Origin of the sequence: Streptomyces sp. NPDC096040, from assembly GCF_040303265.1 — a bacterium.
GTDB lineage: Bacteria > Actinomycetota > Actinomycetes > Streptomycetales > Streptomycetaceae > Streptomyces.
The window spans coordinates 22,563-35,513 of sequence record NZ_JBEOTA010000042.1; the positions used below are offsets into that span (position 1 = coordinate 22,563).

Below are 12,951 nucleotides of genomic sequence, written 5' to 3' on the forward strand. Positions count from 1 at the left end.
AGTGTTCAGACGGCCTTTGCGGCCTTGTGCCTGGCGAGGGAGACCTGCTTGGCCACCCTCGGCCCCAGCACCGACACGACGAGCAGCACACCGGTCACGACTATCTGGGATTGCGCGGACACATTGAGCAAACTCATGACGTTCTGCAACGCCCCGAGCAGAAACACACCGGCGACGGCTCCGCCAAGCGTCCCGCGCCCCCCGTCGAAGTCGATCCCCCCGAGCAACACGGCGGCGACGACCGACAGTTCGAGCCCCGTCGCGTTGTCGTACCGCGCACTCGCGTAGTGGAGGGCCCAGAAGATCCCCGTCAGAGACGCCATGAACCCGGTCGCGACGAACAGGATCAGCTTGTGCCGCTTCACCCGGATCCCGGCGAACCGCGCCGCCTCCTCACTCGCCCCGACCGCGAACAGCGACCGCCCGAACGACGTGGCATGCAGCACCACAACCGCGATCACGAGCAGCACCAGGAACGGCAGGAGGGCCCGCGGCAGGAACGTGTCGCCGAGTCGCCCCGCCGCGAAGTCCAGGTACTGCGTGGGGAAGTCGGTGACCGCGTCCGAGCCGAGCACGATCTGCGCGATGCCCCGGTAGGCCGCGAGCGTGCCGATGGTGACGGCCAGCGACGGCAGGCCAAGGCGGGTCACCAGCAGCCCGTTGACCAGCCCGCACACCACGCCCAGCAGCAGACAGAGCGGAATGATCGTCTCGATCGCCATGCCCTCGTTCCAGAGCCTGCCCATGACCGCGCCCGAGAGCCCGGCGGTCGAGGCGACCGACAGGTCGATCTCGCCGGCGACGACCAGCAGGGTCATGGGCAGCGCGATCAGGGCGATCGGAAGCGTGTTGCCGATCAGGAACGACAGGTTGAGCGAGTTGCCGAAGCCGTCCACGAAGCCGAAGGAGAACAGCAGCAGGACGGCCAGCAGGGCGCCGACGACGGTGTCCCAGCGAATCGCACGCGTCAAGGACTCAGGCATGGCTGGTGCTCTCCTTGCTGATCGCGGTCCTCTTGAGGGCCGACTTCTTCTTCAGCGCGGCCGCCACCCGCAGCGCCACGACCCGGTCGACGGCGATGGCGAGCAGCAGCAGGAAGCCGTTGATGGCGAGGACCCACACGGAGCTGACCCCCAGGGCGGGCAGCACGCTGTTGACGGAGGTCAGCAGCAGCGCGCCCAGCGCGGCGCCGTACACGCTCCCGGAGCCGCCCGTGAAGACCACACCGCCGACCACCACGGCGCTCACGACGGTGAGTTCGTAGCCGTTCCCGGTTCCGGAGTCGACGTTGCCGAAGCGGGCCAGGTACATGGCTCCGGCCAGCCCGGCGAGGGCACCGCAGAAGGTGTACGCGGTGAGGATCCGCTTGCGCACCGGGATGCCGGCCAGCCGGGCGGCCTCCGGGTTGGAGCCGAGGGCGTACAACTCCCGGCCGCTGCTGAAGTGTTTGAGGTAGTAGGCGGTGGCGACCAGGACGGCGAGGGCGATGAGCGCGAGCCAGGGGACGGCCGACAGTCCGCCCGAGCCGAAGTCGTTGAAGCCGCCGGGGAGATCCGCGGCCGTGATCTGCCGGGAGCCGACCCAGATGGAGTCGACGCCCCGGATGATGTAGAGCGTGCCGAGGGTGACGACCAGCGCGGGCACCTGGCCGAGGCTCACGAGAAGGCCGTTGAGGAGCCCGCAGCCGATGCCGAGCAGCACGGCAAGGAGGATCGCGACGACCGTGTTTCCGCCGCCGTGAAGATAGTCGCCGGCGGCGAAGGCGGTGATGCCGAGCGTGGAGCCGACGGACAGGTCGACGTTCCTGCTGATCACCACCAGGGACTGTCCGGTGGCGACCAGCACCAGGATGGTCGCGTTGAGGAGCAGGTCCTTGATGCCCTGCTGGGAGAGGAACTCGCTGTTGCCGGCCTGGGTGACGGCGATCATCACCAGGAAGACGACCAGGATGGCGAGTTCGCGCATCTTGAAGACACGGTCGACGAGCCGGGTCCCGCTGGACTCGGGCGCCTCGGCGACGGAGGTCTGTTCGGAGGTGGTCACCGTCATGCGGCGGCCCTCCCCACGGCGGCGGTCGTCATGCGGCGGCCCTCCCGGTCGCTGCGGCCATCACGGTCTCCTCGGTGGCGTCGGAGCGCGGGATCTCGGCGGTGATCCGGCCCTCGTGCATCACCAGTACGCGGTCGGCCATACCGAGGATCTCGGGCAGGTCGGAGGAGATCATCAGGACGGCGACCCCGTCGGCGGCCAACTCACCAAGGAGCCGGTGGACTTCGGCTTTCGTACCGACGTCGATGCCACGGGTCGGCTCGTCGACGATCAGCACCTTCGGTCCGGTCGCCAGCCATTTGGCGAGGACGACCTTCTGCTGGTTGCCGCCGGACAGGGTGGAGACCGCGTCGGCGATCCGGGCGTACTTCACCTGGAGCCTGACCGCCCAGTCGAGGGAGCGGCTGCGCTCGGCGGCCCGGTCGACGAGGCCCGCCCTGACGGTCGTACGCAGTCCCGTCAGGCCGATGTTGCGCTCGATGGACATGTCCATCACCAGGCCCTGGGCGCGCCGGTCCTCGGGGACGAGGGCGAGGCCGGCGGCCATCGCCGTGGAGGGGGCGCCGTTGGTGAGTCTGCGTCCCCGTACCTCCACCTCCCCCGCGTCCCAGCGGTCGACGCCGAACACGGCCCGCGCGACCTCGGTGCGGCCGGCGCCGACCAGTCCGGCGAGGCCGACGATCTCACCGGAGCGCACCTCGAAGGAGATGTCGGTGAAGACGCCCTCCCGCGTCAACCGCCGCACCGAGAGGGCGACTTCACCCGCCGACACGTCCTGCTTGGGGTACAGCTCGTCCAGGTCCCGGCCGACCATACGGCGTACGAGGTCGTCCTCGGTCATGCCGTCGACGGGCTCGCTGGCGATCCAGGCGCCGTCCCGGAGGGTGGTGACCCGCCGGCAGATCTGGAAGATCTCCTCCAGCCGGTGCGAGATGAACAGCACGGCGGCGCCCTGTTCGCGCAGGGTGCGGACGACGCCGAAGAGCCGGGCGACCTCGCTGCCGGTCAGGGCGGCCGTCGGCTCGTCCATGATCAGGACCCGCGCGTCGAAGGAGAGGGCCTTGGCGATCTCGACGATCTGCTGGTCCGCGATGGACAGACCGCGGGCGGGGCGGTCGGGGTCGAGGGCGACGCCGAGCCGCTTCATCAGGGCGGCCGTGGCCGCGCGGGTGGCCTTGTGGTCGATCCGGCCCAGCGCCCGCCGGGGCTGACGGCCCATGAAGATGTTCTCGGCGATCGACAGGTCGGGGAAGAGCGTGGGTTCCTGGTAGATCACGGCGATTCCGGCGTCGCGGGCGTCGCCGGGGCCGTGGAAGACGACGGGCTCGCCGTCGAGCAGCACCTGACCGGCGTCCGGTCGGTGCACCCCGGCGAGGGTCTTGATCAGCGTCGACTTGCCTGCGCCGTTCTCGCCGGCGAGGGCGTGCACCTCGCCGGGGAACAGCTCCAGGGAGACGTCCCGCAGGGCGCGGACGGCACCGAAGGACTTGGAGACGTCCTTCAGCGCCAGCACCGGGGCCGGTCCCGTGTCGGACGGGTGGGTCATGGGGGCTCCTCGACGACACCGGCGGGACGGTCCGCACCGACTCCACAGCGTCGTGAAAGGTTTCAACTGGATTGCCGGGACCGTAGGCACCACGGGCATGTCACGTCAATGGGTCCGTATCGAAAAAATTTCGATAGCCGAAGTTCACGGCGGAGTCACGGAAAACCGGGTTGGTCGGAGTCCTTGACACCCCTTCGGGAAGACTCATACTTTGCCGTTCTGAATCGTTTCACCGCGCAGACTCCAGGAGCCCCGAAGTGACCGACCTCGCCGCGGTGAAGGCCGCGCTGAAGACCCAGGCCGTCGAGACGCCGTCATGGGCGTACGGAAACTCGGGGACCCGTTTCAAGGTGTTCGCCCAGCAGGGCGTGCCGCGCTCGCCGAAGGAGAAGCTGGACGACGCGGCGCAGGTGCACGCGGTGACCGGGGTCGCGCCGACGGTGGCGTTGCACATCCCCTGGGACAGGGTGGACGACTACGCGGACCTGGCCGGGCACGCCGAGAAGCAGGGGCTGAAGCTGGGGGCGATCAACTCCAACACCTTCCAGGACGACGACTACAAGCTGGGCAGCATCTGCCATCCGGACGCGGCGGTGCGGCGCAAGGCCGTCGGCCATCTGCTGGAGTGCGTCGACATCATGGACGCGACGGGGTCCAGCGACCTGAAGCTGTGGTTCGCGGACGGCACCAACTACCCCGGGCAGGACGACATCCGAGCACGCCAGGACCGGCTCGCGGAGGGGCTGGCCGAGGTGTACGGGCGGCTGGGCGAGGGGCAGCGGATGCTGCTGGAGTACAAGCTGTTCGAGCCGTCCTTCTACACGACCGACGTGCCGGACTGGGGCACGGCCTACGCCCACTGTCTGAAGCTGGGGCCGAAGGCGAAGGTCGTGGTCGACACCGGGCACCACGCGCCGGGCACCAACATCGAGTTCATCGTCGCCACGCTACTGAGGGAGGGGAAGCTCGGCGGGTTCGACTTCAACTCGCGGTTCTACGCGGACGACGACCTCATGGTCGGGGCCGCGGATCCGTTCCAGCTGTTCCGGATCATGTGCGAGGTCGTGGGCGGGGGCGGGTTCACCTCCGATGTGGCCTTCATGCTCGATCAGTGTCACAACATCGAGGCGAAGATCCCCGCGATCATCCGGTCGGTGATGAATGTGCAGGAGGCCACGGCGAAGGCGTTGCTGGTGGATCGGGGGGCGCTGGCCGCGGCGCAGGCCGCGGGGGATGTGCTCGGTGCGAATGCCGTGCTGATGGATGCGTATGACACGGATGTGCGGCCGTTGCTTTGCGAGGTGCGCGAGGAGATGGGGCTGGACCCCGACCCGATGAAGGCGTACCGGCGGTCCGGGTGGGCCGAGAAGGTTGTCGCTGAGCGGGTTGGGGGGCAGCAGGCAGGGTGGGGGGCGTAAGCGTCTGCCGGGATCTGTGATTCGCGGCCTGCGGGTCCGACGTGGCCGCTCGCGCCCACGCGGCGAAGCCGCAAAGGAAACACAGCCCCGCGCCCCTGGGGAAATGCACTCACGCTCGTTCGAGAAGTAAGGAATCTCTTATGCCCGCTCATCCCGAAGCCGCCTCCCTCCTCGCCCGCTCCCGTCGGCTCGGCTCCGATCCCCGTAACACCAACTACGCCGGCGGCAACGCCTCCGCCAAAGGCGCGGCCATCGACCCCGTCACCGGTGGTGACGTCGAGCTGATGTGGGTGAAGGGGTCCGGTGGGGATCTCGGCACCCTCACCGAGGCCGGGCTCGCCGTGCTGCGGCTCGACCGGCTACGGGCGCTCACCGGTGTCTATCCGGGCGTCGAGCGCGAGGACGAGATGGTCGGCGCCTTCGACTACTGCCTGCACGGCAAGGGCGGTGCCGCTCCCTCCATCGACACCGCCATGCACGGGCTCGTCGACGCCCCGCACGTCGATCATCTGCACCCGGACTCCGGGATCGCGCTGGCCTGTGCCGCCGACGGGGAGAAGCTGACCGCCGAGTGTTTCGGGGACACCGTCGTGTGGGTGCCCTGGCGACGGCCCGGGTTCCAGCTCGGGCTGGACATCGCAGCCGTCAAGGCCGCCAACCCGCAGGCCATCGGGTGCGTCCTCGGCGGGCACGGGATCACCGCCTGGGGCGACAGTTCCGAGGAGTGCGAGCGGAACTCGCTGCACATCATCCGCACCGCCGAGGCCTTCCTCGCCGAACGTGGCAGGGCGGAGCCCTTCGGGTCCGTCGTGGAGGGGTACGGCGCGCTGCCGGAGGCCGAACGGCGGGAGCGGGCCGCCGCGCTCGCGCCGTATGTGCGGGCCCTCGCCTCCCAGGACAAGGCGCAGGTCGGGCACTTCACCGACACCGAGGTCGTTCTCGACTTCCTGGCCCGGGCCGAGCATCCGCGGCTCGCGGCGCTGGGGACGTCGTGCCCGGACCACTTCCTACGGACGAAGGTACGGCCCCTCGTCCTTGACCTGCCGCCGACCGCGCCGCTCGACGAGGCCATTGCCCGGCTCAAGGAGCTGCACTCCGCTTACCGCGAGGAGTACGCCGCCTACTACCAGCGGCACGCCCTGCCCGACTCCCCCGCCATGCGCGGCGCCGACCCGGCGATCGTGCTGGTGCCCGGCGTCGGCATGTTCAGCTTCGGGAAGGACAAGCAGACGGCCCGGGTCGCGGGCGAGTTCTATGTCAACGCGATCAATGTGATGCGCGGGGCCGAGGCCGTGTCGGCGTACGCGCCGATCGAGGAGTCGGAGAAGTTCCGGATCGAGTACTGGGCGCTGGAGGAGGCCAAGCTTCAGCGGATGCCGGAGCCGAAGGCTCTGGCGACCCGGGTGGCGCTGGTGACGGGGGCCGGCAGTGGGATCGGCAAGGCGATCGTGCACCGGCTTGCCGCCGAGGGGGCCTGTGTCGTCGTCGCCGATGTCGAGGCCGGGAGGGCCGCCGCCGTCGCGGAGGAGCTCGGCGGGTCCGACAAGGCCGTCGCCGTCACCGTCGACGTGACGGACGAGGAGCAGATCTTCGCGGCCTTCCGGGCGGCCGTGCTGGCTTTCGGCGGGGTCGACCTCGTCGTCAACAACGCGGGGATCTCCGTCTCCAAGCCCCTGCTGGAGACTTCGGCGAAGGACTGGGACCTCCAGCACGACATCATGGCCCGCGGTTCCTTCCTGGTGTCGCGAGAGGCGGCCCGGGTGATGATCGCCCAGGGGCTCGGCGGTGACATCGTCTATATCGCCTCCAAGAACGCCGTGTTCGCCGGACCCAACAACATCGCCTACTCGGCCACCAAGGCCGACCAGGCCCATCAAGTGCGCCTGCTGGCAGCCGAGTTGGGCGAGCACGGGATCCGGGTCAACGGGGTGAATCCCGACGGTGTGGTGCGAGGGTCCGGGATCTTCGCCGGCGGGTGGGGAGCCCAGCGGGCCGCCGTGTACGGGGTGGAGGAGTCGAAGCTGGGCGAGTTCTACGCGCAGCGGACCATCCTCAAGCGTGAGGTGCTGCCCGAGCATGTGGCGAACGCCGTGTTCGCGCTGACGGGAGGGGAACTCACCCACACCACCGGGCTGCATGTGCCCGTCGACGCGGGTGTGGCGGCCGCGTTCCTGCGATGACCGCCCACAGGACCTATGCCGCGGTCGACCTCGGCGCGTCCAGCGGGCGGGTCATGGTCGGCCGGGCGGGGCCGGACTCCCTGGAGCTGACCGAGGCACACCGGTTCGCGAACCGGCCGGTGCGGCTGCCGGAGGGGCTGCGCTGGGACGTACTCGCCCTGTACGCCGGGGTGTTGGAGGGGCTCAGGGCGGCGGGGCGGGTGGACTCGGTCGGGCTGGACAGCTGGGCCGTGGACTACGGGCTACTGGACGCCGACGGGGCGCTGCTCGGCAACCCGGTGCACTACCGTGACGCCCGCACGGAGGGGGTCGCCGAGAAGGTGTGGGCGACCCTGCCACCGGCGGAGCTGTACGCCCGTACCGGGCTCCAGTACGCGCCCTTCAACACCCTCTACCAGGTGGTGGCGGCGCGTTCGGGCGCGCAGTTCGCGCATGCCGAGCGGCTGTTGCTCATCCCCGACCTGCTGTCGTACTGGCTGACCGGCGAACAGGGCACCGAGCTGACCAATGCCTCCACCACCCAGCTGATCGACCCCCGGACGCGCGACTGGTCGTACGACGTCGCGGACCGGCTGGGGATCGACCTCGGGCTGTTCGCGCCGCTGCGGCGGCCCGGGGATCCGGCCGGGGTGCTGCGCCCCGGGGTGCTGGAGGAGACCGGGCTGACCGGGCCGGTGCCGGTGACCACCGTCGGCTCGCACGACACCGCGTCGGCGGTGGCCGCCGTACCGGCGGCCGGTGAACGGTTCGCCTATATCTGCACCGGCACCTGGTCGCTGGCCGGGCTCGAACTGGCCGCGCCCGTGCTGACCGAGGAGAGCCGGACCGCCAACTTCACCAACGAGCTGGGGCTGGACGGCACGGTCCGCTATCTGCGCAACATCATGGGGCTGTGGCTGCTCCAGGAGTGCGTACGGGCCTGGGGTGACCCGGATCTGGGCGGGCTGCTGCGGGAGGCGGCCGGCGTGCCGGCGCTGCGCTCGGTGGTGGACGCGGGGGACGCGGTGTTCCTGGCCCCCGGCCGGATGCCGGAGCGGATCGCCGAGGCGTGCCGGGCGTCCGGACAGCCGGTGCCGCGCACTCCCGGTGAGATCACCCGGTGCATCCTCGACTCCCTGGCGCTTGCCCACCGGCGGGCGGTCACCGACGCGCAGCGGCTCGCCGATCATCCGGTGGACACGGTGTATGTGGTGGGTGGTGGCACCCGCAACGCGCTGCTCTGCCAGCTCACCGCCGACGCCTGCGGGCTGCCGGTGGTGGTGGGTCCGACGGAGGCTGCGGCCCTCGGGAACGTGCTGGTCCAGGCCCGTGCGCACGGTCTCGTCGGCGACCTCGCCGACATGCGGCGGCTGCTCACGCGCACCCAGCCGCTCACCCGGTACGCGCCGCGCGGCGACACCGCCCGCTGGGCGGCGGCCGAGGCACGACTCGCCACACGGTGACCGGGTCTCCCGCTGCCCGCACCGGCCTACTACTCTGCACTCATCCGATGATCGACCTCTAGGAGCCGCGATGCGTGTCGCCCTGTTCCTGACCTGCGTCAATGACACGCTCTATCCGGACACCGGGCGCGCCGTGGTGAAACTCCTGACCAGGCTGGGCGTCGAGGTCGACTTCCCGATGGCCCAGACCTGCTGCGGACAGGCCCATTACAACACCGGCTATCGCCATGAGGCCGAGCCCCTCGCCCGGCATTTCTCCGATGTCTTCGGGGAGTACGAGGCGATCGTCACCCCGTCCGGGTCATGCGGGGCGATGGTGCGGGAGCTGTATCCGAGGATGGGCGAACGGGCCAGGGCGGAGGGGCGCGGGAGCGGGCTGGCGGCGACGCTGGCGCCCGTGGTGCCGAAGACGTACGAGCTGACCGAGTTCCTGGTGGATGTGCTCGGGGTGACGGACGTGGGGGCCTACTACCCCCACCGGGTCACCTATCACCCGACCTGTCACGGGCTGCGCAGCCTGGGGCTCGGCGACCGGCCGCACCGGCTGCTTCGGGCGGTGAAGGGGCTGGAGCTGGTGGAGCTCCCGGGGGCCGAGGAGTGCTGCGGGTTCGGCGGCACCTTCGCGGTCAAGAATCCCGACGTCTCGGCGGCGATGGGCACGGACAAGGTGCGCAACGCCGAGTCCACCGGCGCCGAGGTGCTGTGTTCGGCCGACAACTCCTGCCTCATGCACATCGGCGGCACCATGACCCGGCTCGGTACCGGTATGCGGCCGGTGCACATCGCGGAGATCCTGGCGAGCACGGAGGAGGAACCGGCCGTATGAGCGGGACGTATGTGGGGATGCCGGCCTTTCCGAAGGCCGCGCACGAGGCCGTCAACGACCGGACGCTGCGCGGGAATCTGCGCCACGCCACGCACACCATCCGCGCCAAGCGGGCCAGGGCCGTCGCGGAGGTGTCCGACTGGGACGCGCTACGGGAGGCCGGCAAACAGATCAAGGATCATACGCTCCGTCATCTCGACCGGTATCTGGTCCAGTTGGAGCAGGCGGTGACGGCGGCCGGCGGTACGGTCCACTGGGCTGCCGACGCCGACGAGGCCAACCGGATCGTGGCCGCGCTGGTCAAGGAGACCGGCGAGTCGGAGGTCGTCAAGGTCAAGTCGATGGCCACGCAGGAGATCGGGCTGAACGAGGCTCTGGAGGCCGAGGGCGTCCGGGCCTATGAGACCGATCTCGCCGAGCTGATCGTGCAGTTGGGCAGGGACCGGCCCTCGCACATCCTGGTGCCGGCCATCCACCGGAACCGGGCGGAGATCCGGGACATCTTCCGGCGTGAGATGGGTGAGTGGGGACGCCCCGCGCCCGAGGGGCTCACCGACACTCCGGCCGAACTCGCCGAGGCGGCCCGGCTCCACCTCCGCGAGAAGTTCCTGCGCGCCAAGGTCGGTATCTCCGGAGCCAACTTCATGGTCGCCGAAACGGGCACCCTGGTCGTCGTCGAGTCCGAGGGCAACGGCCGGATGTGCCTCACCCTGCCCGAGACGCTGATCTCGGTCGTCGGTATCGAGAAGATCGTGCCGACCTGGCGGGACCTGGAGGTCTTCCTGCAGACCCTCCCCCGCTCGTCGACGGCCGAACGCATGAACCCGTACACCTCGATGTGGACCGGCACCACCGACGGGGACGGCCCGCAGACCTTTCACCTGGTGCTCCTCGACAACGGCCGCACCGACACCCTCGCCGACGAGGTCGGCCGCCAGGCGCTGCGCTGCATCCGCTGCTCGGCCTGCCTCAATGTGTGCCCGGTGTACGAGCGGGCGGGCGGCCACGCCTACGGCTCGGTCTACCCGGGCCCGATCGGTGCGATCCTCAGCCCCCAGCTGCGGGGGACGGCGAGCGAGATCGACGCCTCGCTGCCGTACGCCTCGTCGCTGTGCGGGGCCTGTTACGAGGTGTGCCCGGTCGCCATCGACATCCCCGAGGTGCTGGTGCATCTGCGGGAGCGGGTCGTGGAGGGCGGCGAGGCGGTCAGGAACGGCAACAGGGTGCTGCTCAAGCCGGCCAAGGGGCATGCGGCCGAGCGGGCGGCGATGCGTGCGGCCCGCTGGGCGTTCTCCCACCCGGCCGCCCTGCGCACCGGCCAGCGGCTCGCCTCCCGCAGCCGTCGCCTCCTCCCTCGTACGCTGCCGGGTCCCGGCAGGGCGTGGAGCGCGACGCGGGACCTGCCGGCCGTACCGGCGGAGCCGTTCCGGGACTGGTGGCAGCGGACGAACGGCGGAAAGGGCGGTGCGAAGTGAGCAGCAGGGAGCGGGTCCTGGGGCGGGTGCGGCGCGCGCTTGCCGATGTGCCGGGCGAGGACGCGCCGGTCGAGCGGACGTATCTGCGCGAGCACGGGGAGCGGAGCGTCGCGGAGACGGTGGAACTGCTCGCCGAGAACCTGGCGGACTACCGGGCGGTCGTGCATCGGTGCGCGGAGGGTGAACTGGCCTCCCTGATCGGCCGGTTGGTCGCCGAGCGTGGGGTCGGGACGGTGGTCGTGCCGACGGGGCTGGACCCGGAGTGGGTCTCGGTGGCCGATGCCGAGGTGATTCCGGATCGCGCCGAGAGCACACCGCACGAACTCGACGGGGTCGGCAGTGTGGTCACCGGGTGTGCGGTGGCGATCGCCGAGACCGGGACGATCGTGCTGGACGGCGGCCCGGACCAGGGCCGCCGCCGTATCACGCTCGTCCCGGACCATCACATCTGTGTGGTGCGGGTACCCGACCAGGTCGTGTCGTCCGTGCCCCAGGCCCTCGAACGCCTCGACCCGGCCCGCCCCTTGACCTGGATCTCCGGGCCGTCCGCGACCAGCGACATCGAGCTGGACCGGGTCGAGGGGGTGCACGGCCCGCGCACCCTGGAGGTGGTGCTGGTCGGCGATGGTCAGCCGGGTACCGAGGTCAACTCGTAGGAGCCGGCTGGAACGGGTGCCCGCCGACTGCCGGCCGCGAGGCCGGGGCCGGGGCCGCCGTAGCGTACGGCGACCGAGTCGGGGGCCGGGGACGGGGCTGCTGTCCCCTACCGGTGCGCCGTAGCGGGTGACCCGGATGCGGTACGCCGTCCGGCGGCGGGCGAGCGGTCCGGAACGCTCGCGGCTAGCGTGAGGGAATGATCCGGTTCGAGCAGGTCACCAAGCGGTATCCGGACGGCACGACCGCCGTGGACGGCCTCTCCTTCGAGGTGGCGGAGGGTGAACTCGTCACGCTCGTGGGCCCGTCCGGCTGCGGCAAGACCACGACGATGATGATGGTCAACCGGCTCATCGAACCGACCTCCGGCCGGATCCTCGTCGCCGGCGAGGACATCGCCCAGGTCGACCCCGTGCAACTGCGCCGCCGGATCGGCTACGTCATCCAGCAGGTGGGCCTCTTCCCGCACCGCACCATCCTCGACAACACCGCGACCGTCCCGGCCCTGCTCGGCTGGAAGCGGGCCAGGGCCCGCGAGCGTGCCGCCGAACTGCTCGACCTGGTGGGCCTGGACCCTGGGACGTTCGGGCCGCGCTACCCGGACCAGCTCTCCGGCGGCCAGCGGCAGCGGGTCGGCGTGGCCCGCGCGCTCGCCGCCGATCCGCCTGTACTGCTGATGGACGAGCCGTTCGGCGCGGTCGACCCGGTGGTGCGGGAGCAGTTGCAGGACGAGTTCCTCAGCATGCAGGCAGCCGTGCGCAAGACGGTGCTGCTGGTCACCCATGACATCGAGGAGGCGGTGCGGCTCGGTGACCGGATCGCGGTGTACGGGCAGGGGCGCATCGAGCAGTACGACACGCCGGGTGCGGTGCTGGGGACGCCCGCCACGCCGTACGTCGCCGAGTTCGTGGGCGCGGACCGCGGGCTGAAGCGGTTGTCGGTGACCGAGATCGAGCCGGACGACCTGGAGCAGCCGCCGGTCGCGCGCCCGGCCGAGTCCGCCGAGAGCGCCGCCGCGCGGCTGCGGGCGGAGAGCGCCCGCTGGGCGGTGGTCCTGGACCCGAACGGCGACCTGCACGGCTGGGTGGGCCGGGACGAGTTGGCGGCGGGCGGCACGGTGGGCGGCCTCGCGCACCGGATGACCGCGTGGGTGCCGGTCGGCGCCCCGCTGAAGCAGGCGTTCGGTGTGATGCTCCAGCACGACGCGGGGTGGGTCGCGGTCCTCGACGGCTCACGCTTCCTGGGCGTGCTGACCCCTGCCAAGCTGCACGAGGCGCTGCGCCGCTCGGTGGACGCGGACGCACGCGGCGTCTCGCGAGGTCAGGTGCCGTTCGACTCGGTCTCCGACGCCTGACCGGCAG

General features: G+C 70.8%; 10 protein-coding genes. 7 read left to right on the plus strand and 3 right to left on the minus strand.

Going from position 1 to position 12,951, the window contains the following annotated elements:
* Window positions 1–5: 5 nt before the first annotated feature.
* From ABTY98_RS37245 to ABTY98_RS37255, 3 genes are read right to left on the minus strand one after another with little or no spacing between them, the layout of a single operon-like run.
* On the minus strand, window positions 6–983 hold the full coding sequence (locus ABTY98_RS37245; protein WP_352225562.1) for an ABC transporter permease: 978 nt from the start codon (window positions 981–983) through the stop codon (window positions 6–8).
* A complete protein-coding gene (locus ABTY98_RS37250) occupies window positions 976–2,049 on the minus strand; it encodes an ABC transporter permease (RefSeq protein WP_352225563.1) in 1,074 nt (357 codons plus the stop codon). Before ABTY98_RS37250 ends, ABTY98_RS37245 begins: the two co-directional genes overlap by 8 nt.
* 28 nt (window positions 2,050–2,077) lie before the next feature.
* Window positions 2,078–3,595, minus strand: a complete 1,518-nt coding sequence (locus tag ABTY98_RS37255) for a sugar ABC transporter ATP-binding protein (protein WP_352225564.1) — start codon at window positions 3,593–3,595, stop codon at window positions 2,078–2,080.
* 257 nt (window positions 3,596–3,852) lie between these two features.
* Here ABTY98_RS37255 and rhaI point away from each other — a divergent pair, with 257 nt between their 5' ends.
* The 7 genes from rhaI to ABTY98_RS37290 all read left to right on the plus strand — a co-directional run bounded on the left by rhaI (window position 3,853) and on the right by ABTY98_RS37290 (window position 12,944).
* Window positions 3,853–5,013, plus strand: coding sequence for an L-rhamnose isomerase (rhaI, locus tag ABTY98_RS37260; protein WP_352225565.1), 1,161 nt, complete (start codon window positions 3,853–3,855; stop codon window positions 5,011–5,013).
* Between the two features lie 140 nt (window positions 5,014–5,153).
* Entirely contained in the window at window positions 5,154–7,193 is a 2,040-nt protein-coding gene (locus ABTY98_RS37265; protein WP_352225566.1) for a bifunctional aldolase/short-chain dehydrogenase, read from the plus strand.
* Window positions 7,190–8,635 carry a rhamnulokinase gene (locus ABTY98_RS37270; protein WP_352225567.1) on the plus strand — a complete coding sequence of 482 codons (1,446 nt, stop codon included), beginning with the start codon at window positions 7,190–7,192 and terminating at the stop codon, window positions 8,633–8,635. Before ABTY98_RS37265 ends, ABTY98_RS37270 begins: the two co-directional genes overlap by 4 nt.
* 70 nt (window positions 8,636–8,705) lie before the next feature.
* Window positions 8,706–9,461, plus strand: a complete 756-nt coding sequence (locus ABTY98_RS37275) for a (Fe-S)-binding protein (RefSeq protein WP_352225568.1) — start codon at window positions 8,706–8,708, stop codon at window positions 9,459–9,461.
* Window positions 9,458–10,936 (plus strand): LutB/LldF family L-lactate oxidation iron-sulfur protein, encoded by a 1,479-nt coding sequence (locus ABTY98_RS37280; RefSeq protein WP_352225569.1) that lies wholly within the window; start codon window positions 9,458–9,460, stop codon window positions 10,934–10,936. Before ABTY98_RS37275 ends, ABTY98_RS37280 begins: the two co-directional genes overlap by 4 nt.
* Complete coding sequence (locus ABTY98_RS37285; RefSeq protein ID WP_352225570.1) at window positions 10,933–11,592, plus strand: LutC/YkgG family protein; 660 nt, start codon at window positions 10,933–10,935, stop codon at window positions 11,590–11,592. The genes ABTY98_RS37280 and ABTY98_RS37285 overlap by 4 nt, the downstream gene beginning before the upstream one ends.
* 197 nt (window positions 11,593–11,789) lie before the next feature.
* On the plus strand, window positions 11,790–12,944 hold the full coding sequence (locus ABTY98_RS37290; RefSeq protein ID WP_352225571.1) for an ABC transporter ATP-binding protein: 1,155 nt from the start codon (window positions 11,790–11,792) through the stop codon (window positions 12,942–12,944).
* The last annotated feature ends 7 nt before the right edge of the window (window positions 12,945–12,951 follow it).